Origin of the sequence: Bradyrhizobium sp. AS23.2, assembly GCF_001908185.1 — a bacterium.
Taxonomy (GTDB): Bacteria; Pseudomonadota; Alphaproteobacteria; order Rhizobiales; family Xanthobacteraceae; genus Bradyrhizobium.
In genome coordinates, this window is record NZ_LGHM01000038.1 from 16,680 (window position 1) to 36,742 (window position 20,063).

General features: G+C 63.9%; 26 protein-coding genes and 2 pseudogenes. 12 read left to right on the forward strand and 16 right to left on the reverse strand.

All coding sequences use genetic code 11. The features are described from left to right. Window positions 1-173: 173 nt before the first annotated feature. The gene (locus AC630_RS08520) at window positions 174-731 is read right to left on the reverse strand and encodes a TetR/AcrR family transcriptional regulator (RefSeq protein WP_074118061.1); all 558 of its coding nucleotides are present in this window, start codon (window positions 729-731) and stop codon (window positions 174-176) included. A 47-nt stretch (window positions 732-778) separates the two neighbouring features. On the opposite strand from AC630_RS08520, the gene AC630_RS08525 reads away from it, so the two are divergent. From AC630_RS08525 to AC630_RS08560, 5 genes and pseudogenes are all read left to right on the forward strand, one after another. After that, a complete protein-coding gene (locus AC630_RS08525) occupies window positions 779-1,303 on the forward strand; it encodes a dihydrofolate reductase family protein (protein ID WP_074118037.1) in 525 nt (174 codons plus the stop codon). Window positions 1,304-1,542: 239 nt separating this feature from the next. Next, a pseudogene (locus AC630_RS08530) lies at window positions 1,543-2,342 on the forward strand (transglycosylase SLT domain-containing protein). 1,055 nt (window positions 2,343-3,397) lie between these two features. Beyond that, window positions 3,398-4,045: a phasin family protein gene (locus AC630_RS08540; protein WP_074118062.1), complete on the forward strand. Its 648-nt coding sequence runs from the start codon at window positions 3,398-3,400 to the stop codon at window positions 4,043-4,045. 702 nt (window positions 4,046-4,747) lie between these two features. Further along, entirely contained in the window at window positions 4,748-5,083 is a 336-nt protein-coding gene (locus tag AC630_RS45295) for a hypothetical protein (protein WP_167561155.1), read from the forward strand. A 638-nt stretch (window positions 5,084-5,721) separates the two neighbouring features. Then, on the forward strand, window positions 5,722-6,648 hold the full coding sequence (locus tag AC630_RS08560; protein WP_074118042.1) for a hypothetical protein: 927 nt from the start codon (window positions 5,722-5,724) through the stop codon (window positions 6,646-6,648). Window positions 6,649-6,698: 50 nt separating this feature from the next. Here AC630_RS08560 and AC630_RS08565 read toward each other — a convergent pair whose 3' ends face one another. Continuing rightward, window positions 6,699-7,247, reverse strand: a complete 549-nt coding sequence (locus AC630_RS08565) for a helix-turn-helix domain-containing protein (protein ID WP_074118043.1) — start codon at window positions 7,245-7,247, stop codon at window positions 6,699-6,701. A gap of 567 nt (window positions 7,248-7,814) precedes the next feature. Here AC630_RS08565 and AC630_RS45300 point away from each other — a divergent pair. After that, a complete protein-coding gene (locus AC630_RS45300) occupies window positions 7,815-7,988 on the forward strand; it encodes a hypothetical protein (RefSeq protein WP_018644642.1) in 174 nt (57 codons plus the stop codon). A gap of 71 nt (window positions 7,989-8,059) precedes the next feature. After that, window positions 8,060-8,410: a zinc ribbon domain-containing protein YjdM gene (locus AC630_RS08570; RefSeq protein ID WP_074118044.1), complete on the forward strand. Its 351-nt coding sequence runs from the start codon at window positions 8,060-8,062 to the stop codon at window positions 8,408-8,410. A 43-nt stretch (window positions 8,411-8,453) separates the two neighbouring features. Here AC630_RS08570 and AC630_RS08575 read toward each other — a convergent pair whose 3' ends face one another. The 4 genes from AC630_RS08575 to AC630_RS08590 all read right to left on the reverse strand — a co-directional run bounded on the left by AC630_RS08575 (window position 8,454) and on the right by AC630_RS08590 (window position 11,953). Then, entirely contained in the window at window positions 8,454-8,864 is a 411-nt protein-coding gene (locus AC630_RS08575; protein ID WP_074118045.1) for a VOC family protein, read from the reverse strand. Window positions 8,865-9,019: 155 nt separating this feature from the next. Next, entirely contained in the window at window positions 9,020-10,426 is a 1,407-nt protein-coding gene (locus AC630_RS08580) for an adenylate/guanylate cyclase domain-containing protein (RefSeq protein ID WP_074118046.1), read from the reverse strand. Between the two features lie 105 nt (window positions 10,427-10,531). Continuing rightward, window positions 10,532-11,452 carry a DMT family transporter gene (locus tag AC630_RS08585; RefSeq protein ID WP_074118047.1) on the reverse strand — a complete coding sequence of 307 codons (921 nt, stop codon included), beginning with the start codon at window positions 11,450-11,452 and terminating at the stop codon, window positions 10,532-10,534. A gap of 81 nt (window positions 11,453-11,533) precedes the next feature. Continuing rightward, window positions 11,534-11,953 carry a nuclear transport factor 2 family protein gene (locus tag AC630_RS08590; protein ID WP_074118048.1) on the reverse strand — a complete coding sequence of 140 codons (420 nt, stop codon included), beginning with the start codon at window positions 11,951-11,953 and terminating at the stop codon, window positions 11,534-11,536. Window positions 11,954-12,081: 128 nt separating this feature from the next. Here AC630_RS08590 and AC630_RS08595 point away from each other — a divergent pair, with 128 nt between their 5' ends. Beyond that, window positions 12,082-12,651: a bifunctional transcriptional activator/DNA repair enzyme AdaA gene (locus AC630_RS08595; protein WP_074118049.1), complete on the forward strand. Its 570-nt coding sequence runs from the start codon at window positions 12,082-12,084 to the stop codon at window positions 12,649-12,651. Window positions 12,652-12,673: 22 nt separating this feature from the next. Here the strand turns inward: AC630_RS08595 and AC630_RS45305 are convergent, their stop codons facing one another. From AC630_RS45305 to AC630_RS08610, 4 genes are all read right to left on the reverse strand, one after another. Then, a complete protein-coding gene (locus AC630_RS45305; RefSeq protein WP_167561156.1) occupies window positions 12,674-12,820 on the reverse strand; it encodes a hypothetical protein in 147 nt (48 codons plus the stop codon). Between the two features lie 281 nt (window positions 12,821-13,101). Next, on the reverse strand, window positions 13,102-13,356 hold the full coding sequence (locus tag AC630_RS08600) for a hypothetical protein (protein ID WP_074118050.1): 255 nt from the start codon (window positions 13,354-13,356) through the stop codon (window positions 13,102-13,104). 143 nt (window positions 13,357-13,499) lie between these two features. Beyond that, window positions 13,500-13,703, reverse strand: a complete 204-nt coding sequence (locus tag AC630_RS08605) for a hypothetical protein (RefSeq protein WP_074118051.1) — start codon at window positions 13,701-13,703, stop codon at window positions 13,500-13,502. Window positions 13,704-13,815: 112 nt separating this feature from the next. After that, complete coding sequence (locus AC630_RS08610; RefSeq protein WP_083636156.1) at window positions 13,816-13,986, reverse strand: Flp family type IVb pilin; 171 nt, start codon at window positions 13,984-13,986, stop codon at window positions 13,816-13,818. 320 nt (window positions 13,987-14,306) lie between these two features. Here AC630_RS08610 and AC630_RS08615 point away from each other — a divergent pair, with 320 nt between their 5' ends. After that, window positions 14,307-15,626 carry a M15 family metallopeptidase domain-containing protein gene (locus tag AC630_RS08615; protein ID WP_074118052.1) on the forward strand — a complete coding sequence of 440 codons (1,320 nt, stop codon included), beginning with the start codon at window positions 14,307-14,309 and terminating at the stop codon, window positions 15,624-15,626. A gap of 4 nt (window positions 15,627-15,630) precedes the next feature. Here AC630_RS08615 and pdxY read toward each other — a convergent pair whose 3' ends face one another. Both pdxY and AC630_RS08625 read right to left on the reverse strand, forming a co-directional pair. After that, window positions 15,631-16,449, reverse strand: coding sequence for a pyridoxal kinase (pdxY, locus tag AC630_RS08620; protein ID WP_074118053.1), 819 nt, complete (start codon window positions 16,447-16,449; stop codon window positions 15,631-15,633). 127 nt (window positions 16,450-16,576) lie between these two features. Further along, the gene (locus tag AC630_RS08625) at window positions 16,577-17,218 is read right to left on the reverse strand and encodes an FMN-binding negative transcriptional regulator (RefSeq protein ID WP_074118054.1); all 642 of its coding nucleotides are present in this window, start codon (window positions 17,216-17,218) and stop codon (window positions 16,577-16,579) included. A gap of 240 nt (window positions 17,219-17,458) precedes the next feature. On the opposite strand from AC630_RS08625, the gene AC630_RS08630 reads away from it, so the two are divergent. Both AC630_RS08630 and AC630_RS08635 read left to right on the forward strand, forming a co-directional pair. Beyond that, entirely contained in the window at window positions 17,459-17,803 is a 345-nt protein-coding gene (locus AC630_RS08630) for a DMT family transporter (protein WP_074118064.1), read from the forward strand. Beyond that, window positions 17,803-18,372 carry a TetR/AcrR family transcriptional regulator gene (locus tag AC630_RS08635; protein ID WP_074118055.1) on the forward strand — a complete coding sequence of 190 codons (570 nt, stop codon included), beginning with the start codon at window positions 17,803-17,805 and terminating at the stop codon, window positions 18,370-18,372. Before AC630_RS08630 ends, AC630_RS08635 begins: the two co-directional genes overlap by 1 nt. An 18-nt stretch (window positions 18,373-18,390) precedes the next feature. On the opposite strand, the gene AC630_RS08640 is transcribed toward AC630_RS08635, so the two are convergent. Beyond that, window positions 18,391-18,726: a hypothetical protein gene (locus AC630_RS08640; protein WP_074118056.1), complete on the reverse strand. Its 336-nt coding sequence runs from the start codon at window positions 18,724-18,726 to the stop codon at window positions 18,391-18,393. A 59-nt stretch (window positions 18,727-18,785) separates the two neighbouring features. Continuing rightward, a complete protein-coding gene (locus tag AC630_RS08645; protein WP_074118057.1) occupies window positions 18,786-18,992 on the reverse strand; it encodes a hypothetical protein in 207 nt (68 codons plus the stop codon). 112 nt (window positions 18,993-19,104) lie between these two features. Between AC630_RS08645 and AC630_RS08650 the strand changes: the two genes are divergently transcribed. Continuing rightward, window positions 19,105-19,383 (forward strand): DUF3551 domain-containing protein, encoded by a 279-nt coding sequence (locus tag AC630_RS08650; RefSeq protein ID WP_074118058.1) that lies wholly within the window; start codon window positions 19,105-19,107, stop codon window positions 19,381-19,383. A 13-nt stretch (window positions 19,384-19,396) separates the two neighbouring features. Here the strand turns inward: AC630_RS08650 and AC630_RS08655 are convergent, their stop codons facing one another. Next, complete coding sequence (locus AC630_RS08655; protein WP_074118065.1) at window positions 19,397-19,675, reverse strand: hypothetical protein; 279 nt, start codon at window positions 19,673-19,675, stop codon at window positions 19,397-19,399. A gap of 163 nt (window positions 19,676-19,838) precedes the next feature. Next, window positions 19,839-20,063 (reverse strand): annotated as a pseudogene (locus AC630_RS46790) (SH3 domain-containing protein); the annotation flags it as partial.

Consider the following 20,063-nt stretch of genomic DNA (forward strand, 5'->3'; position numbering starts at 1 on the left):
CTGTCTGTCGTGTGAGGCGAAGTTCTTCCGCAATTGTCCGGAACCTTCCGCAAGCAGTCGAAAAAGAGGCCGCCCAAACGGGCGGCCTCTCCTTTTGTGGGCACGATGAAACCTGGTCCGATTTCGGATCAATTGCGGACTTTCGGCTTACTTCCGGATTGTGCCGACAGCGATCATTTCAATCCCACAATCCAGTCCTCCAACGCCCGTCTGATCGCCTGTTCCGGTGGCTCCTCACGCGTGAAGGCCCACCATGTGTGGGCACCCTGCCAAAGCCTCGCCATCTGCCAACCAAGGCGTTTGCCCTGCGCCCGATCCTGTGAAAGGCGGCGGCCGAGAGCTTCGGCCAAGCAATGTCCCCAGGCCGCACCGCGGCTACGCAGGACGGGATTGCGGATATCTTCCCTCAAGAGCAGAAGGCCATTGCTCGTGTCGCGTTCGGCTGTTTCGGGCGGCATCAGGCGCAGCAGGAGGTTGATCGCGCCCTCGGGCGTTAGTGCTTCCTCCGCGTCCGCTGCCTCGGTCTCCGCATCCAGCCGATCCCAGGCACGCAGGAGAATGGCCAGCACCAGTGCCTCGCGGTCTCCGTAGCGCTGGACCAACGTCGCTGGCGAGAGACCGCAGGCTTTTGCAGCGCAGACGAAGGTGAGACCGCCAGGTCCACTCTCCATGAGCGTTTCGAAGAGGATGTCGAGCACCTGCTCGTCAGAGATCGTCTTAGGTCTTGCCATAGGCATATATAAACGTATATTCATTTACTAATCAATAGGGGATCGCCATGGCCAGGATCATGGGCTACATCGCCGCCAGCCTTGATGGGCTGATCGCCACCGAGGACGACAATCTCGACTGGCTGTTCAAGTATGACGATATGAACCTCGGCGAGTATGACTATCGCACCTTCCTCAAGCGCATCCGCACCGTGGTGATGGGGCGCGGCACGTATGATTTCATAGCTGGGGATTCCTCCTCCTGGGCCTATGGAGACAAGCGTGTGATCGTCGTCACGTCGAGGCCGATCGACAATCCGAAGGGGGCGCTGGAAGTCCGCAGCGACGTCGATGCGTTGATCCGCGAGCTTCGTGGATTGGACGACGGCGACGTCTGGATGTTGGGCGGCGGGCAGTTGCAGATGGCATTCCTTGAGCGCGGGGCAATGGACGAGATCGAAATCTACGTCATCCCGGAAATGCTAGGCAGCGGCCGGCGGCTCTTTCCGCTCACCGGCTTTCGCGCGAGCCCAACGCTCGTCAGCGCCCAGACGATCGACAAGCGCTGCGTGCGGCTGCACTACCGGTTCTAGGATGCAACGCGCCGCGGATGTCCACTCCTCCGGTGAGAGGGAAAAATCTGCAAGCGGCCTCGTTCGGGGCGGTGTCCGGGAATTACGGTGACAGTGCGCTCAACTCTTAGGGACGAATCGTTGCAGTGCTATCCCCCGCAAGCTCCGAGGATGGGCGGCGCGAAGTGATACCCATCAACTCCGTCAGGTGATGAATTTCGCAAGCGCTCGACCCATTTCTAAGCGTTCCCCCAAGACCCATGCCAAGAAAAAGCAGTCGCCTCCTCCCTCGCCTTCGCAGCCTCCGGCGAGGCGCTCGGTGGGTGCGAAAGAATTTCGCGCGAGCGCCGCGAGCGGTCCGGATCGCGTGCAGCTTAGCCATCCTGCTTGCGTTCGTAGCGCTGGTGAACATCGTCTATCACGTGATCCGCAAGCCGACCGAGCTGTTCTTCTTTGTCGGCAACTCCCTCGACAAGGATCCATCAGAGAATTGGCGGCAATACGGGCCACTCTTCCGCAAGCATTCCACCGATACGATCACGCCCGAATTGCTGGCCGCGCTGGCGCAGGTCGAGAGTTCAGCAAATCCGGTGGCGCGCACCTACTGGCGCTGGCGATGGAGCTTCAATCCGCTCGCGATCTATCGGCCCGCTTCCAGCTCCGTCGGCCTCTACCAGATGACCGATCCGGCCTATGCCGAGGCCGCACGGTTTTGTATCCGCGGGAACGCGGTCACGAATACCGGCTGCGGGTTCACTGGCCTCTACACCCGCGCGATCCCGAGCCACGCCATCGAGCTGGCATCGGTGTATCTGGACCGCAATGTGGCTGATGTTCTCGCCGCGCGGGCGATGTGAAGGCAAGCGCGCAGCAGAAGCAGGATCTGGCCGCCTTCATCCATCTCTGCGGCGCAGGTCCCGCCACCGCCTACGCACGCCGCCACTTTCAGATGATCGCCGGCGAGCGATGCGGCGATCACCTCGTCGCAAGCTACATCTCACGCGTCAACGCGATGAAGCGGCAGTTTCTGCGGCTAGCGGCGGATATCGGCAATTCGTAGCTCGGATGAGCGTAGCGACATCCAGGAAGGATGTAGGATGGGTGGAGCATTCGCTCCACCCATCCTACGAGACCTCACGGCTCATCATTCGCCGGCGCGTTGCGGCGTGCTTGCCTTGCGGCTTGTCTTGCGTCTTTTCTGGCAACCCAGCGCGCGCGAAACCACTTCGCGGCATGAAACGTCCGCGGGGCGACGACCTGAAACGCCAGAGAGGCAACTCCGGCGACCAGCCCCTTCACCAGGTCAAAAGCCAGATCGGGTCCAAAATACTCCCACATGGCCCTGCATCCTTCTTCGCGAAGGCGCCGCCGGGCAGTCGTGGGCTGACATTAAAAATGGAAAGGCCCCGTCCGAAACCGGCGGGGCCTCAAGAAAACTCCCTGCACGCGCCGTTGCGCGCACGCGAAATCTCTCGGTTCACCCGCTCATGGTGGACACGATGAAAGAGCTGCAAAGCATGGCCGTGCGATTGAAAACGCCCATAGCGATCATCCCGAAATTGCCAAATGCCGACCCACCCGGTGCGCATCGCCGAGCAGCGCACGAGGGTCTAGTGTCGGCGCCACAGAAGCAGACCTGAGGGCTGCCGTCTGTGTGCCATTTCACAACTACCGCAAGACTTTTATAAGGCATGATGAGCAAGCGTGGCCCGCAGGCCTGTTCCGGTGACCACGAACGCGCGAGGACCAGGACCCCGTCATTGCGAGCGCAGCGAAGCAGTCCAGGCCGTCACCCCCGAATTACGGTGACAGTGCATTCAACTTGTAGATGATTATGGTGATAGTTCGCCTCAATTGACTGCCGCGCTCGCGCGGACTGCATACAGAACGACCAGGCGCTCCCTCGTCGATCTCGCTCACAACGAGAGCGATGACGCGGGTGGCGGCGAGCATGGTCTCGCGCGCAGGACGGTCAAGCCCCGGCAGGATGGCCTTGCCGACATCAGGCCAAATCTCACCACACGGCCGCCATGCAAGCGACAATCCACAATCGCGATTTCAGCGCAAACGCGACGGAGGCTTGCGGCTTCAGCGATATTTGAGGAGCCATTTGCCATGTCGAGTGCGGTGGGAAATAAGCCAACGGGAAAATCCGGCCGGCGCGGCGGGAAGAAGAAGGCCGGGCAACGGACCGGGGCCGGCGAGCAACACGCAACTGCAGCCCATCAATTGCCGGATGCCTCGGCGGAGATCAGCCAAGAGATCAGGCAAGAGATCAGCCAAGAGACCGAGCGAGAGATAGGGCAAGAGACCGGGCAAGAGACCGAGCAAGAGACCGAGCAAGAGATAGGGCAAGAGACCGGGCAAGAGACGAGCCGAGAGATCAGTGCGCAGGTACCGTCGGCTGCAGCCTTGCCGGGCGAGGCTTCCGGGATGGAGATCGTTGCAAGCGCGCCCGTCGCACCGGTGGAACCCTTCCAGGCCAGCAGGCAGGCGATTGCCGATGCCTATAGCGACTACACGAGGACGTCGCTCGAGCACGCCTGGACCTTCCTGGGAAAGCTCGCGGCGGCGCGCTCACCCGTCGAGGCCTTTGAGCTTCAGATGGAGTACGCGAAACAGGTGTGCGAATCGTTTGTCACCGAATCCCAGAAGATCGCCGAGTTGCATGGACAATTGACCAGGCAAAGGGTCATGAATTTTGAGGGATTCGTGGCCAGGCTCACACAGACGACGCTCGAAATCCGCGCGACACGTCACTAACGACAGATCTCGAACCATGCCATCGAGCTGGCATCGGTGTATCTGGACCGCAATGCGCCTTGCGGAGGATGACCGTGGTTAGCAGGCGCAGCCCGTAGGATGGGTAGAGCTCTTGCGAAACCCATCATTCCACGACGGCTGTTGATGGGTTTCGCTCCGCTCTACCCATCCTACGAACTGATGTTCTCGCCCGCCGCAGAAGCAGGTTCTAGCCGCCTGCATCCATCTCTGCGGCACAGCGAGCGTAGCCCGGATGGAGCGTAGCGAAATCCGGGCTACACTTTTTGCGCTATTCAGTTCGGGGCCAACGATGGCCGATCACCACATGCCCCGGAATGTAATCGCTTTTCACCACCAGTATGGCCACCGCCACCCCTCATAGCGGACCCACGACGACACCGTGGGCGGGCCGTATGGATCGACCCGGTCGTCCTCAGGGCGATAACGATATCGTGGAACAATATAATAATCCCACGGAGTTGGCCTGAGCACGGGCGCCGTGACAACAAGCCTCTCTTGTTCACGAACGACCGGGGCTTTCTTCGCCCGGGCTTCAGCACCCGATATCCCAAGGTTACACAGCGCCAGGGCCGTTCCGAGCGCAAACGTAAGGGTCGTGATCTTCATGCGTTGGCCTCCTCCCTTGGAAGAGTGCTCAAGGACGCAAAGCAAGGCAAGCTAATTCGCGCTCGAGTTGTTTGAATGACCGCTGCCGGTTTCGCGAAACGGATCATGCCGCAAGGCAAAATCGGATCACGACTGTTCTTTCAGGATCGGTGCACCAAGCTCATCGAAACGAAAGAGTTGAAATATCCGCTGGCCGTCGAAGTCGAGGACCCTCAAATCATCGGTCTCATGCAGATTGCTTTCGACCGCTTGAAAGTGCCCGCCGTAGCGCGCTCTGGCGAGCGACAAGGGAACCTCGAACGCGACGAACTTGCCGATCCCCTTGTGCCTGAGCACCTCGAGGAGCTTCTGGTCGTGCAGGGACTCATGGGATGTGAGAATGAGCAACGGACCGCTCGCCGTGAGCAGTAAAAGCGATTTCATCGGACACTCCTACGCAAGTTGGACCGAACTCGAGCATGATATCCATTATAGCGCCTTGGATGGAGGGGAGCGACTTGTCCGCTCGAAGAGCGAAGGCGGATCCATCAATTGCGGAGCGCTGCGGATGATGGATTTCGCAGGTGCTAACCTGCCAGGTTGTGGAACCATTCGCGCTTCATCGTTTTGAAATATGTGGCCGTCGTTTATGGCGGCAGCGACGAGTTGAGAGGCGAAAATGGTCCTGATGGGACTTGGCGCGCTGCTCATCTTCGGCGGACTCCTATACACGGCACGCGCCACCATTTGGCGGGGACCACTGAGCGGCCGGGATTCCCCCCGGGACGTTCGCGGCACATTGGAGCCGCCACGGCGAGGCCTCGGATTCCTTGGGGTCAGATCGAACTGGCCAGGAATTCTTCTGATGGCCATCGGCGCAATACTGATGGCGTCAGGTGCGAGCTTCCAGCCTTGACGCGAAAGCCGCGAAAGCCGCCCGCCGAGATAGCCATAGATTCTCCCTCACGCTCGCGTTGTCTTGATCACGACGGCGGTGCGACCTATTCTCTTCACGATCTCGGACTGCCGCACTCATTCTGTTGACGCAAGTTCTGTTGACGCAAGACCAAATGGAAAGCGCATCGGTGCCTGAGACGAACGACCCCAAGCCGGACGAACCGCGCGCCGATGGCGATCTGACGCGGGCGTATGAACGGATCAAGAGCGCCGAAGAAGACCTTGCGCGCCTGGACCGGCTGGTTTCCGGAATGGAAAGCGGCGCCGACGGCCCGTCAATCTCGCAGTCAAAGGCCAGTGCCGGGCCAGGTGACGATCCCCTGGAAAAGCCGTCATCGCCGCAGAGCAAGGTTCACCAAGAAAGCCCGAAAGAGAATCGGCCCATAGTGCGGGCCTTCGTTGGCCTGTTGCTGGCGATAGGCGTCCTTGGTGCTGCGTTCGCTTCGCAATATCGCGATGAGGCCAGAGCGATCATGGCGCGATGGGCTCCGCCGGTCTCGCACCCAGCCCCGGAAGCGTCCGAGGCTCACAGTCCGGCGAATCCACTAGCCGTCCAGCTAGCTGCTGCCGACGAGCAGATGCCCGTGCCGGCGCCGCCGGTCCAGAAGGACGCAGATCGCAATCCGCCGGCCGGCGCCACGCCGCCCGATCAGAAACCCGCCGAGTTGGCGCAATCGCTCAAGGCCATTACGGACCAGCTTGCAAGCATCAACGAAAAGCTCGAGCAACTGAAGAGCCGTCACGAGCAGACGCTTCACGAGCAGGCCGACGCCATTCAACAACTGAGGACGGCGCAGCAGAAAGACGCAAGCGACAATGCGCGCCTCGCCACGCAGGTCCAGGCGCTGCAGACGCAGCTCACGACGCTATCCGCATCCGCAGCGGCCAAACCCGCGGCGCGGAGCGTGGTGAAGGAGAGCGATGCGGTTGCGCGCCCGCACATACAGGCGGCCGCACCACCTCGGCGGCCCAGGCCGCCGCGAGGACCCTGGATGCCCCCGCCCTATATGGTCGACCCCTACGGCTATTCGGATTGGTGAGCCCGTAGAGCGGATAGGCCCAAGGCACCGTGCCGGCAGCCGCCTCGCCACTACGCCGCGTCGACTTCCCCTGATCCATCGCTCGGCGCCGGGCCTGCAACGAGCCGGTCGAGACTGACCAGCAACAGATCGGCGATACGCATCAGCTGGTAGAGCGGAATGTCCGCCTCGCCCTTCTCGGCCAGCGACAAGAAACCGGCCGGCACGCCAATGAGCTCCGCCAGCTGGACTTCGGTGTAGCCGCGGGTCTCGCGCGCGCTTCTCACGCGCGCACCGATCCCAAGCCTGTGCCGGGACTGCTCGTCCGCAGTCATCATGGCAGCCTGCTCGTCCGGGCTCGCATAGCCGTCCGCGAACGCGCTGCCGATCAGCCTGCCCTTGCGCCAGGCGACCCGGCAGCCCTTGCGCAGACCATTGTTGAAGATCAGCGTGAATTGCTCGGCGACCCACAGCGAGCTGTTGAGTTGCAGGCGGGCGCCGCTGCCTGAGACATCGCGGATCGTACAGGGGACGCTGACGGTGCTGCCCGTGCCGTTGTCGAACTCGACAATGCCGGTCCTCAACGTCTGATGTCTGACTGCAGCACGATACTCGCTCATGACCCGTACGCTCCCGTAACCTCAGGCAATTTTCGAACGGCGTAGCCGACGCACCCTTAAAATTCAGGCGCAAGTCCGTCGAATTTTCCGTAACTGCTCGACCGGTTCAACCGGGACCGGACGCCATGGTAAAGGATTTGCTGCCAATCGATCGTTGCGGCGGCAGGCCGTAGCCCGGATGGAGCGACTTGTCCGCCGTAGCTCGAAGAGCGAAGGCGGAAGCGTAATCCGGGATCGTGCGGCGGGCACCTGCCCCGGATTGCGCGGAGCCTGTCATCGGGCGGCGCATCGCGCCGACCCGGTGGCTCCATCCGGGCTACGAAGCTCTTCGCCGTCGAGGCCCCGCCACTATGACATAATGCGCCTGTTTTGCCCGACGGGTCAAACATTATTCGGTCTTACCGAAATGAAGTCCAGGGCGGCAGTTTCTACTTTGCATGGGGTTGTTTTCGAGTTTTTTGTCTGACACCCATCAAGGCGCCATCCGCAGCCGAAATTGATCTGTATCAAGAGATCAGTGCGAGGCCCGTAGGAAGAGATGCAGCGCAATTACCCGGAAGGATCATCATGAACGGCAATCGCTACTACGGCGTCCGCGTCGAGGGCGCGAAATACGGCGTCGGCTTCGGCTCGGCGCTCGCCATCGCGATCTCCTACACCAACAACCATTCGATCCTGTGGGCGATCATCCACGGGATTCTTGGCTGGCTCTACGTGATCTTTGTCGCCCTGTTTCGGTGACGGGCTACTTGCCAACCTGCGCGCATCCAGCTTACACCGCCCGCAGCTTTTTCCGGAGATCGAGACCAGCCATGAGCGACGCAACGAAGTGCCCGAAATGCGGCTCGGAGCATGCCTATCAGGATCGCGATCTCTGGGTCTGTCCGGAGTGCGCCCATGAATGGAGCGCGACGGGCGATGCGGCCGCGCAGGTCCCGCAGGAGGCCGGCGTGCGCGATGCCCATGGCAATGTGCTCGCTGATGGCGACAGCGTCATCGTGATGAAGGACCTCAAGGTCAAGGGATCGTCATCGGTCGTCAAGGGCGGCACCAAGGTCAGGAACATCCGCCTTCAGGATGCCACCGACGGCCACAACATCGCCTGCAAGATCGACGGCATCGGCGCGATGAACCTGAAATCTGAGTTCGTGAAGAAGGCGTGACTCGTAATCCACGATCTGTGCCAGATCGGCGGATTACGCTGCGCTAATCCGCCCTACCGCCAAGCAGCGCGTCATACCCCTTCGCGTTGAACGCCAGCAGACAAAATCCGTGTCCGAACGGATCGGCCAGCATGGCGATCCGGCCATAAGGCGCATCACGCGCGGGCGTCTCCAGGATCGCGCCGGCGCGTAAGCCGCGCTCCACCGCGCCGTCGACATCGTCGACGACGACGTCGATATGCAGCGGCGTCCAGTGCCGTTCGTAGCGGCGGCGGTCGTCGCCCGCGCCCAGCGTGCCGGCCTGCTTGGTCAGCAGATACACCGGCGCCGGCCAGCCGAGCAGCTCGACGAAATCGGTGCCGAAGCGGCGACCGACCGTCAGGCCGAAGGCCGTGGTGTAGAACGTCGTGGCGACCGCGACATCGGGGACGTCGATGTTGAGCAGGAAGGTCATGGCGGGCTCGTGGTGTTGTGGAGCCAAGCGTAGCCCGGATGGAGCCACCGGGTCGGCGCAAAGCGCCGCCCGATGACAGGCTCCGCGCAATCCGGGATAGTGCCGCACATTCGGTCCCGGATTTCGCTTGCGCTCCATCCGGGCTACGAAGTCGCTCACGGTATCTCGTAAACCGACACCCTCTCCGCGATCCCGCTGAGCGCGACGCTGCGGCGGGTCGGGTCGAGGCCGCTGGCTTCCAGCAGGCTGCGGGTCTCGGCATTGTCCACCACCGATTCCGTCACGACGATCGAGCGCGAGGCAGCAAGGCCCTGAATGCGCGAGGCGATGTTCACGGTCTGCCCAAAGTAGTCCTGCTGGCCGTTGAGGGTGACTGCGAGGCACGATCCCTCGTGGATGCCCATCTTCAGCAACAGGCCCTGTTGCTGGCGCTGGGCCCCCAGCTCGCTCATGGCCTCGCGCATGCGGATCGCGGCGGCAATGGCGCGATCGGGCGTCTCGAAGGTCGCCATCACGGCATCGCCGATGGTCTTGACCACGGCGCCCTGCTCGGCCGCGATGATCTCCTGCAGCAGGCGGAAATGCTCGTTGACGAGATCGAAGGCGACGAGGTCACCGACATGCTCGTAGAGGCGAGTGGAATCCTTGAGATCGCTGAACAGGAAGGTCAAGCTGAGGATCTTCAGCCGCTGGCCGATGGCCAGCGTGTCGGTGCGGTAAAGGTCGCGAAAGGTCTGATTGGTGAGGAGGCGTTTTGCGGTAAGGCTTGGCTTGCGCCTCGTCAGGATATCCTCGAGCCGCTGGTTCACCACCCACACCGCCGGCAGCACACGCGCATCGGTGCGGTTTTCCAGGGTCAGCCGCAGCGCGCCGGGGCGCAAGGCGACGGCATCGACGGGGACGTCGGCCTTGTTCAAGATCAGCGACAGGCTCTGGCGTTCGCTCGTCTCCTCGCCCTTGACCTCGAGGAATTGCGCCGTGTGCGTCACCGGATCGAACACGATCAGCGTGCCTGAGGGCACCTGCAGCGACAGGATGGCACGCTCGCCCGGCGGCAGGTCGACGGCTTCCAGCGTGAGCTCGCGCAGCAGCGCGTCGAGGTCAACAGGCAGATCGATCGCCGAGCTCCAGAACACTTGGCGATAATACTCGCTGAGCGGCAGCCCGTCCGCATCGTGCGCGGCGATCCTGCGCACGCGCGGACTGACGGCAAAGGTCACCTCAACCAGATTGTCCAGCGACGTCTCGTAGCCGGCGGCACAAAATGCGCAGCGATACTGCGGGCTGTTCACCGTCTTCAGGCTCTTGTTCGCCGAGAGCACGCCGGCGCAGCTCGGGCACATCACGCTCCAGGTCATCTCGAGGATGCCGAGCCCGACCGCGTGAAGCAACCCCGCGATCACCTGCTCCTCGCCGAGACCGGCCCGGCCGGCAAGATCCAGCGCGTTGATCTTGCTCAGGGCGTGGTCGGGGGCCTCCCGCACCATGCGCTCGAGCAGGTCGACGACGGCCGTGTCGGCCGACTGGCGCAGCACACCGAACAAGGTCTCGATTTCGCTCATGCGGCGATTTTACATGGATGGGAACGACGCGGAAATCCGTTTCCCTTCACAAGTGCGGGGGACAACGTAGGCAACAGCTGTCAGCAGATGCCGGGAGCGGACGACCTATGCCTGCCTCTGCGCCAGATAGAACCCGCCGAGCACCGTGACGAGGCCCGCGGCCTGCAGCGCCGTCGGCGGCTCGCCGAGCAGCAGCCAGCCGACCAGCAACGTCAGCGCCGGCACGCAGGCCGGGAACACCGCGGCGCGAGCGACGCCGAGGCGCTGGACCGAAACGGCGAAGAGATAGAGCGCGGCGGGACCGGCGAGCACGCCCTGCGCCAGCGCCTGGATCGCATTCTCGCTGAAGCCGATCGCCGCGACGCGGGCGGGCCCGCCGGTCGCCAGGTAGATCGGCAGCAACAGCAGCGACAGCACGCTGATGACGAGCGCGGCCGACACCGCGGAGACGCGCCACTGGCGCAGCGCGGCGCCAAAGCTCGCGAACATGAAGCCGGTAAGCACGAAGATCAGATCGCCCTGCACGCCGTCGGCCCCGATATGACCGATCGATTCGGCGCCGATGACGCAGAGGCCGCCGACGATGACGAAGGCGCCGGCAAGGCGCGAGGCCGAGATCCGCTCCTTCAGCACGACCGCAGCGAGCAGGAGGCCGCCGAGCGTCGCGCATGACGGCTGGATGACGCTGCCATGACCGAGCGGCACGAGCAGGAAGCCGGTGTAGGAGATCAGCGACATCACCGGGCCGCCGAGCACCATCAGCGCAAGGCCCCTGCCCCAGCCGATGCCGCAGAGATCGGAGATGCCGGCGCGCAACACCAGGGGCAGGAACGCGATGCCCGACCAGACGTAGCGATGCACGAGGAGATCGACGGGCGTGAAGCCGACCTTGAGGCCGTGCCGCGTGCCGGCAAAGCCCAGCGCCCAGAACAGCGCCGCGGACAGGCCGCAGACGACGCCAACAAGCGCCGGCGCCGCATCGTTCTTCTGAATGAGAGCGTCAGCGCCGCTCGCCCGCTGATCCATGGCGCAAGGCCTTACGTCAGGGCGCCGGCCGTCTCAACCCACGCCATTGCAGGGCTGGCACGCAGTGGCGAAAGCGTCGGTTCACCGTGCCTCTTCGCCAAACACCATCCGCCATCCCCCGCGCGTGTCCATGTATTCCCGCACCTCGCGGATACGCATCCCGGCAACGGTGAACACGAAACAATAGTCGTTCTCGTATGGCTTCCCGTCGGGAAGCGTGGCGCGCATCCGCTCCTCGACGATCACGACATCGCCGTCGGCGTAGACGCCGCGAAAGGCGATATCGATGTCCGCGAACAACCGGTGCATCTCCTGCGCAATGAACCGCGCGATCTGCCGCGCGCCGACCATGTGGTCGGTGTGGTCGAGCGCAACCGCGGTGGCGTTGCCCTTCGGCGCGATCCATTCGGCATCGTCGGTGAACACCGCCGCGATGCGGTCGGCATCGCGCGATGAAAAGGTCTTCCAGGCGTTCAGTACGATATTTCTGGGGCTGGTCACGACGGGCTCTCCGCTTGCATCAAGGGCGCCGCCTTCTAGGCCCCCAAACGCAATACGGCTCGCCACAATCGGACTCGGTCATCCCGCGGCCCTTTCGCCCGCGCACGCATGCGCGCTATCATCCGGCCATGCTGAGCTTCGAGACCTGCAATGCCGCGCGCCTGCGCCGCGATCCCCGCTATGACGGCCGCTTCTTCACGGCAGTGAAGACCACGGGCATCTATTGCCGCCCGGTCTGTCCGGCCAAGCAGCCGCTGACGCGCAATGTCGTCTATTATCCGACGGCGGCCGCCGCCGAGGCCGCGGGCTTCCGACCCTGCCTGCGCTGCCGCCCCGAGACCGCGCCATTCTGCCCGGCCTGGAACGGCACGCGCTCGACGGTTGCCCGCGCGGTGAAGCTGATCAATGAGGGCGCGCTCGACGAGGACACGGTGGTGGCGCTCGCGATGCGGCTCGGCATTTCCTCGCGTCATCTGGCGCGGCTGTTCGAGCGGCACGTCGGCGCCACGCCGCAGCAACTCGCCAGGACGCTGCGCGTCCAGCGCGCCAAGCGCCTGCTCGATGCCGGCGATCACACCATGACGGATATCGCGTTCCAGGCCGGATTCGGCAGTCTGCGCCGCTTCAACGCCGCGTTCGCCGAGCTCTACGGCCGCTCGCCGTCGCGCCTGCGCGCGGTGCGGGAACGCAGGGTGTAGCGTTATCGCAGCCCGTTACCAGCTAGAAAAATCCGGGGCTGAGATCGAGCCCATATGTCAGGCTCAGCACGAACACGAATAGCGCGGCGGCTGCGAACATCGCGGTGTGCCTGAGAATGAACGCGCGCGGCGAGGTGGTCGCGATAACGGCTTTCTGTGCAACGGGCATATGGCCTCCATTATGATTTCAAAAATTGGCCGCACGGATGCGGCGGCCGCATCAGGCACGCGACCCTCAAAACAAAGCGTTAAATGGAAGGGCGCCGTTATGAACGGGCATACATGACCAGCACACTCACGCGAACTTGTTCGCGGCCGGAGTCTCAATCAGCGCATCGAAGCGCGATTTTTGCGTACGCGCGATGCGCATGCAACGTCGTGTGTCGAAGGCCGGACGAGGCGGCGGGTCTCGCATTCGGCGCGGCCCGCCTGCCGTCAGGCGAAGTCAGTTTAGCGGGCTGCGCCGGTCGTGACGTCGGCGGTCTTGACCTTGCGCGGCGTCAGAACGCTGGCCTGGAGCGCGGTCACGCTGGTGGCGGGCGCCGTCACCTGCTGCTCGACATGGGCTGCGCCGAGCACGCGGACCTGCACGGGCGAGGCCGGAATGCCGTTGGCCTCATAGGCCGGCAGCTCGGCAGCGAAGGTGGCAGTCGAGCCCGCGATGGCGAGGGCGGCGGCTGCGATCGACAAAGTCTTCTTGTTCATTGGGGATGCTCCAAAGGAAGTTCGGAGCACATCTAATCCTGATTTGCTGCAATGCGACATGCGCCACCGCAACGCAACATCACGCGCGGCGCATGGCGATATGTTTAATCACCCAGCGCCTTGAGTTCCCTGCCCCCGGCGGTTCAACCGCCGAGCACGTTACCCCAGCCATCGAATACGTAAGCCTTCCAAGCCACGGTTCCATCCCTGCGCGGTCGGCTGGCAAGCCGATAGTCATCGGCCTGATCTGCGGTCCAGGTGATGATCTCGCCGGAGACGCGATCATACAGGATGGCGGGCTCGGTAGGGTCGAAGGCGTCCATGGGACGAAGCGAGGAATGCGTCATGGCCGACTAACGCGCAGGCGGCGGCAAGGTTGCCGCTCGGCGTCTGGCAAAATGCCGCGTCCGGGACGCGCGGGGATAAGCGCCCTCACCCTCGGCTCCGTCATGCGAACCGCTATTTCAACGCGGTCGCAAGCGCCTGGAGCTTTTCAACGAGATTGGTGCCGAGCGCATAGATGACTTCAATGATGGCGAGCGCAATGCCCGCAGCGATCAGGCCGTATTCAATCGCGGTCGCGCCGGATTCATCGGCGGCAAATTCAAGAAGCATGTTCTTCAATTTCACAATCGTGTCCTTCCAATCCTGCCGGACGTTCCCGGCACGGGAGAAATGCACATCCACAATCCAAGATTGAGTAAATTCGATTTCCCCAATTTGACGACAATCAACAATGCTTTTGCTGATCACTTCCGGCCTGCCCGGCTCCGGAACCGCGATGGAACCTTCGTTGCACCTGCGCAACACCCGCTCGAAAAGGTCTTTTTCGCCGAATTGTGCCATTGCATCGCCACATGGTCTTCCGAACAATTAACGAGCCGCGTGCTTGGCTGTGCATGCCGTTCCGACAAGGCAGGTTCGAACAGAACCGTTTGGAGGCAGGGATCATGAATGATCGGCGGTCTCTTCTGGTGGCAGTCTTGTGCCCCTCGGCCGTTATGGCCGGCTGGCTGGCGCTCTCCCTGTCCTCTAACGCTCCGGCCCTCATCGAGAATAGCGGCGCCAATGCGACGGCCGTCTCGCGTGCGAAGGACCTCAACCGACTCCAGCTCGCCAATGTTCCGCGCGCTGCGACGATCGAGGATGGCATCGCGTTGACCGCCGACATTGCGGCTGCCGTGGCTGCGGCGCCGAGCCCGGTGGCGACCATCGACGAGACGACGCCCGACACATCCATTCCCGCCGTCAAGCTCGCCTCGGCCGACTCGGCGCTGATCTTGCCGACGGAGCCGCCCGCGCCACAGATTTCGCCCGAGCCAGCGCCCGTCGTCAGTGAAGCGGCACCAGCAGAAGCCGCGCCGGCGCAAACGCCAGAGCCTGTCAAACTCGCATCCGCCGATCCCGCCGAGATCGTGACGACAGACACCCTGTCCCCCGCAGCAATCGCGAGCGGGCCCGCAGCAGCGGAGAGTAAAGCGTCACCACCGGCGGATACCGTCGCCGTGCTCGACGAATGCTTGGTCATGGATGCCTGCATCGACCGCTATCTCTGGACGCTCTACCAGCGCACGCCCAAGGAAGACTCGATCAAGGTCGAGGAGCGCCGCGCCGTCACAGTCAAGCGCAGGGGCAAGACGAGGACCGTGATGCGCAGCTTCACGAAGCTGGTCGACGAGGATTTCGGCTGGAAGGATCCGAAGGCCGCCGAGCACGCCGGCATGACGATGATGGATTACGTGATCGGCGGCATGGACCGCAGCTTCAAGCGAAAGCTGTTTCGCACACTGCTTGCGGCAGAGGCCGCCGGCCTCTCGCCGGGCATCACCAGCGCGTTCCGCGACGACTATCGCCAGTCGATCGCAAGCGGCCTGAAGGCCGCCTCCGACCGCTCCTATCATGGCGGCAGCTCGCGCGGCGGCTACGGCCATGGCTTGGCGGCTGACATCGTCAGCACCAAGGGCGACAATCGCGCGCAGCGCTGGGTCTCGACCGAAGCGCTTTGGAAATGGGTTGACGCCAACGGCAAGGCGCTCGGCATCGGCCGGCCCTATCTCGACCGCGATCCGCCGCATGTCGGCCCGGTCGACGGTCAGGAATACATCTCGCGCCGTGGTACGGCGGACCACAAGGAAGCGGCCAACGTGAAGTCCAGAAAGGTGCGGACTGCGGCCCACGCAAAGCCGCCAAAGGCACAGGCCGCGCGCGAGCAGAAAGTCCGGGCAAGGCCACAGAAGTCGGCGCAAACCGCCGCAAAGCGGGCGACCTGAGCCGTTACGCCTTTCGCCCCGGCGTCGGCAGCGGCACGAGGCGCATCTCGGATGTGCCTGCCTCTTGCGTGCGTATCAGCACCGCAAAGATGGTCTCGACCGCAAGCCGCACCGCCGCCTCGGTTGCCTTGCCCTTGGCGAGGTGTGCCGCGATCAGGCCGGTCAGGAGATCGCCGGTGCCATAGGGGCGGATCGGCAGCCGCGGCGTCGCAAAGCGCGACAACTGACCGTCCGCACACAGGATCGTCTCCACCTGCCCGTCAGGCGTGTCCGCGAGCGTGCAGCCGGTGGCAACGACGTCGATGCGTCCCTTCCCCGCCAGTGTCGCGCACGCCGCGCGCAAGCCCTGCGCATCCGCGATCGTGGTGCTCGCGAGCAGCTCGAGCTCGAACTGGTTCGGCGTGGTCAGGTTTGCCGCCGGCAGCAGCCGTTGCCGCAGCACGTCCAGAATGCCGTCGGCGACATAGACGCGGCCGTCGTCGCCGATCACGGGATCGCAGAGATAGACGAGCTTCGAATTGCGCATCAAGGCCCGCTCGACGAAATCGGCGACGGCAGCGGCATTGCCGGGTGAGCCGAGATAGCCGGTGACGAGCACCGCGGCCTCGTCGACGAGGTCTCGCTCCTCGACGCCCCTCAGGAGATCGGCGACGAGTTCGGTCTCCAGCACCCGGCCGCGCAGGCTCGGATAGCGCGGATGGTTCGACAGGAGCGTCGTCGGCACCGCCGCGACGTTCACGCCCTCCGCCTGCATGGCATAGGCGGCCGCGCTGTTGCCGACATGGCCATGGACCACCTGGCTTTGAATGGAGATGACGAGCATGGACAGGTCCGTAGGGGCAAACGTGTTGCAAGGCAAGCGTAGCCAGGATGGAGCGAAGCGTGATCCGGGGCTCTGAGGTCGCGGCACCGCTCCCGGATTCCGCTTGCGCTCCATCCGGGCTACAGGCCTACGACGTCCGATACGCGAGCCCCGGCCGCAGCGTCTGCATCTTCTGCGCCAGCCGCCGGTGTCCCGTCTCCTCCGACTGTGCCAGCCGGTCCGCCACCGCGATATGATCCGCGTCGCTCTTGTGCTGATTGAGCTTGGCCTGCCCATCGACCGTGTCCACCACGAGATCGATGACGCGGATCGCAGCTAACATGCTTTCGCGCTTTTCCGGCTCCATCTGCGCGAGGTCCCAGGGCCGTTTCGGCAGCCGGGATTCGGCCACCGCAAGCAGCGCGTCGCCGTGCCCGCGGTTCTCGTCCAGTCCGCGCAGATGTGCCACGCCCGACAGGTGAACGGCCTCGTAGAGCCAGGTCGAGACGTTGTCCGGCGAGGCATACCAGTCGTTGGAGATGTAGGCATCGTCACCGGCCACGATCAGCAGGAATCGCCTGTTTCCGTCCGCTAGCGGGACGAGCGGATTCTTGGCCGTAAAATGGATTTGCACGATGGCGCGTCCGTCGCGCTGATCCAGCACGAACGGCACGTGCGAGGCGTGCGGGCCGCGCTCATCCGCCGCCACGATCATGCCGAAGCCGCGTTGCCTGGCAAATTCCAGCGCGCGCGGCTCCTCGATTCGGAACTGGGGACGGAGAATATGCATGCGCGGCGCTCGATTGCTGGATGGAGGCAAACCGAGGCTAACCCATGATCCGGCGAAATCCGAACGGGAATCCACTGCATGGTTCGCAACCCAGCCTCGCCGCGCGAGCCTCTGTCGCCGGTTCGTCACGCCTGAGTGGGATGCCTCGGGAGCAGGTCAAAGCCCACCGAAAAGCCACGATCCACCTATTGAACATACCTACCGCGCGGTATCTTTCGCGCGCCCATGCCCGAGCCCGTCATGACCTCCGCCTTCAATGCCTACGCAGCGCTTGCCCTCGCCATCGTCTTCGAGGTCACCGGGTCCGCCTTCCTCCAGCAGTCCGCGCAGTTCACGCGGCCCTGGCCGACGCTGGCCATGGTGCTGTTCTACGTCGCCTCGTTCTATGCGCTGTCGGTCGCGATCCGGGTCATTCCCCTGAGCATCGCCTATGCGATCTGGGGCGGCGTCGGCATTATCCTGACCGCCACGGTCTCCTTCGTACTGTTCCGCCAGATGCTGGACGCCGCGGCCTTCGTCGGCATTGCGTTGATCGTGTCCGGGGTCGTGATCATCAACCTGTTCTCGGAGACGACGGTGCACTGATGCCGGCCAGCGCCTACACCCGCGCCAAGCAACCGGAGCAGGTCCGACGCGCCCTGCTCGACTGCGCCGCGGCCATCGCGATGGACCATGGCGTCTCCGGCGTTACGGTACAGGCGGTGGCGACGGCGGCTGGCGTCACCAAGGGCGGGCTGTTTCATCATTTCTCGAGCAAGCAGGCGCTGATCGAGGGCTTGTTTGCCGATCTGCTCGCCCGCGTGGATGCCGAGATCGACGCCGCCGTTGAGGCTGATCCCAAGCCGCGCGGCAGCTTCACGCGAGCCTATGTGAACGCGGTGTTTACGGGCAAGGCCTTCGGCTTCGCCACCCCCTGGGCGGCGCTGAGCATGGTCGTGGTCACCGATCCATCACTGCGCCGGCTCTGGAACGACTGGATGAAGGCGCGGCTGAAGCGCCACCATGCGACTGACGCCGCGCCCGATCTGCATGTCGTGCGCCTCGCCGCCGACGGCGCCTGGCTGTCCTACGTCACGACGGGACAGACACGCATGAGGGCGGATCTGCGGGACGTGCACACGCGACTGATGGCTCAGACCTATCGACGCGTCTAGCCGGGATCGCAATAGCTGCTAGTGGCTCTGCACCGGCTTGCGCGGGCGCGGCGCGGATCTGGACGGCTTTGCCCCGGGCTTCGCGGCAGCGCGCGGAGGCGGTCCATCGACCGACTCCAGATACGCAGCGAGCGCTTTGGCAGAGTCGGAGCTGGTCGCGTAGTGATCTCTGAGGAACCAGCCGAGCGTCAGGCTGAAGCGCCCTTTCGCCAATCCCCGCGGGCTGCGATGGCAGGTCGCGCAACCGTCCGCAAACAGCTTTGCAGGCGGTTTGCCGGCGTCGAGATTCTGCGCGGACGCGACCGTCGCCGTCAGTGCGGCGGCGGCTGCGAGAGTCGTGAGGGGCGCGATCACATCGCGCCCCAGTCGAAACAGCGAAATCAAATGTCGTCCCCGAGCCCCGTCACGCGCGGTCACGCCGCCAGCAACTGATCAAATTCGAGCGGAGTATAGGTCTTGCCGTCCTGGTCAGTGATGACGACGCTCCACCCCTCGCTCGCCCACACCCTTGCCTTCGCCACGATGAGCAACCGGCTCTCGCGGGCGAAACTGCACTTCTCATTATCGCGTTCTGCGACCATTTTATAGGCCAATGCGTATCCCCTGGCGTTGCCCCGCACCCCGTTCCCCTCGTGACAGCGGGCTTTGGCGGCAATTCGCCGGGAGCGTGGCAATTTGGTGCCCTCCACGGCAGCATGGTGCTTTGATTCCAGCCGGGCGACGGAGGTCGATATGCCAGGCAACATCGATGCGATTCTGCTTGTCGCGGGCTTGCTGGGAGCCAGCCTGCTCGGCGCCGCGCCAGCAGGAGCGCAGACCTACGATCCGCGCTATCCCGCCTGCATCGAGGTCTACACCCTCGACGGCAGCAGCATCGATTGCAGTTTCACGTCACTCGCGCAGTGCGCAGCGGCGGCCTCTGGGCAGTCCGCCCAGTGCTACGCCAACCCCCATGTCATGCAAATCCGCCGTCCAAGCGGAGCGCCGTCGCCGCCGCGACGGAACCGATAGCGCTCAATATCCGCTAGTGGACGCGGATGGGGTGCGGACGGCCGAGATCGATGAGCCCCTGCACTGCCGACAGGCGATCGTCCAGGGCAGCGATGGTGAGCAGCAGATTGTTGCGACGTTCGTCAAGCAGGCCCATCTCGGCGCCGGAGGGTTTTGTGTTCGCCCGTTCCCTGTGGATGCCTTCGAGCGATTCGCGCAGTCCGGCAATCAGGCCGGCCAGCTGCTTGGCCTGTTTGGCCATCGACCTTTTCGCAACATTTTGGCGGCGCGTCTCCACCCGGCTCTGTCTCATCGTCATCCTCCCGTGCCCCGCTGCCCCGAGTGGATGCCCACAGCTTTGAGTGGAGATATTACGATCGATGAAATCTGCCCGGGCAGAACTGCCTTAAATTGTAAGCGCAAGGAACCCGGGCCAAACAGAAAGCCCGGCGCGAGGCCGGGCTTTCGTAGCAGCGCTAGTGCTTTTCGTGACCGCGACCGGGGCCGCCGGCCGGCGCGCCGCCGCCACTGATGTGCGGAGCACCGCCGCCACCGGGATGCGGCGTTGCAGGCGCCGCCGCGCGCGGCGCCGGCATCTGGGCGTGGGCATTCATCGGCGAACTGCGGCTGACGTTCGGCTGGGCCATATGCGGCATCGCGGGCCGGGCCGCAGGCCTGGCCGAGACGCGCGGCGCCTCATG

Coding starts and splice junctions, on each gene's coding strand:
- AC630_RS08520 (WP_074118061.1), bottom strand. CDS start 731: ATGGCAAGACCTAAGACGATCTCTGACGAGCAGGTGCTCGACATCCTC.
- AC630_RS08525 (WP_074118037.1), top strand. CDS start 779: ATGGCCAGGATCATGGGCTACATCGCCGCCAGCCTTGATGGGCTGATC.
- AC630_RS08540 (WP_074118062.1), top strand. CDS start 3,398: ATGTCGAGTGCGGTGGGAAATAAGCCAACGGGAAAATCCGGCCGGCGC.
- AC630_RS45295 (WP_167561155.1), top strand. CDS start 4,748: ATGACCGCTGCCGGTTTCGCGAAACGGATCATGCCGCAAGGCAAAATC.
- AC630_RS08560 (WP_074118042.1), top strand. CDS start 5,722: ATGGAAAGCGCATCGGTGCCTGAGACGAACGACCCCAAGCCGGACGAA.
- AC630_RS08565 (WP_074118043.1), bottom strand. CDS start 7,247: ATGAGCGAGTATCGTGCTGCAGTCAGACATCAGACGTTGAGGACCGGC.
- AC630_RS45300 (WP_018644642.1), top strand. CDS start 7,815: ATGAACGGCAATCGCTACTACGGCGTCCGCGTCGAGGGCGCGAAATAC.
- AC630_RS08570 (WP_074118044.1), top strand. CDS start 8,060: ATGAGCGACGCAACGAAGTGCCCGAAATGCGGCTCGGAGCATGCCTAT.
- AC630_RS08575 (WP_074118045.1), bottom strand. CDS start 8,864: ATGACCTTCCTGCTCAACATCGACGTCCCCGATGTCGCGGTCGCCACG.
- AC630_RS08580 (WP_074118046.1), bottom strand. CDS start 10,426: ATGAGCGAAATCGAGACCTTGTTCGGTGTGCTGCGCCAGTCGGCCGAC.
- AC630_RS08585 (WP_074118047.1), bottom strand. CDS start 11,452: ATGGATCAGCGGGCGAGCGGCGCTGACGCTCTCATTCAGAAGAACGAT.
- AC630_RS08595 (WP_074118049.1), top strand. CDS start 12,082: ATGCTGAGCTTCGAGACCTGCAATGCCGCGCGCCTGCGCCGCGATCCC.
- AC630_RS45305 (WP_167561156.1), bottom strand. CDS start 12,820: ATGCCCGTTGCACAGAAAGCCGTTATCGCGACCACCTCGCCGCGCGCG.
- AC630_RS08600 (WP_074118050.1), bottom strand. CDS start 13,356: ATGAACAAGAAGACTTTGTCGATCGCAGCCGCCGCCCTCGCCATCGCG.
- AC630_RS08605 (WP_074118051.1), bottom strand. CDS start 13,703: ATGACGCATTCCTCGCTTCGTCCCATGGACGCCTTCGACCCTACCGAG.
- AC630_RS08615 (WP_074118052.1), top strand. CDS start 14,307: ATGAATGATCGGCGGTCTCTTCTGGTGGCAGTCTTGTGCCCCTCGGCC.
- pdxY (WP_074118053.1), bottom strand. CDS start 16,449: ATGCTCGTCATCTCCATTCAAAGCCAGGTGGTCCATGGCCATGTCGGC.
- AC630_RS08625 (WP_074118054.1), bottom strand. CDS start 17,218: ATGCATATTCTCCGTCCCCAGTTCCGAATCGAGGAGCCGCGCGCGCTG.
- AC630_RS08630 (WP_074118064.1), top strand. CDS start 17,459: ATGACCTCCGCCTTCAATGCCTACGCAGCGCTTGCCCTCGCCATCGTC.
- AC630_RS08635 (WP_074118055.1), top strand. CDS start 17,803: ATGCCGGCCAGCGCCTACACCCGCGCCAAGCAACCGGAGCAGGTCCGA.
- AC630_RS08650 (WP_074118058.1), top strand. CDS start 19,105: ATGCCAGGCAACATCGATGCGATTCTGCTTGTCGCGGGCTTGCTGGGA.
- AC630_RS08655 (WP_074118065.1), bottom strand. CDS start 19,675: ATGAGACAGAGCCGGGTGGAGACGCGCCGCCAAAATGTTGCGAAAAGG.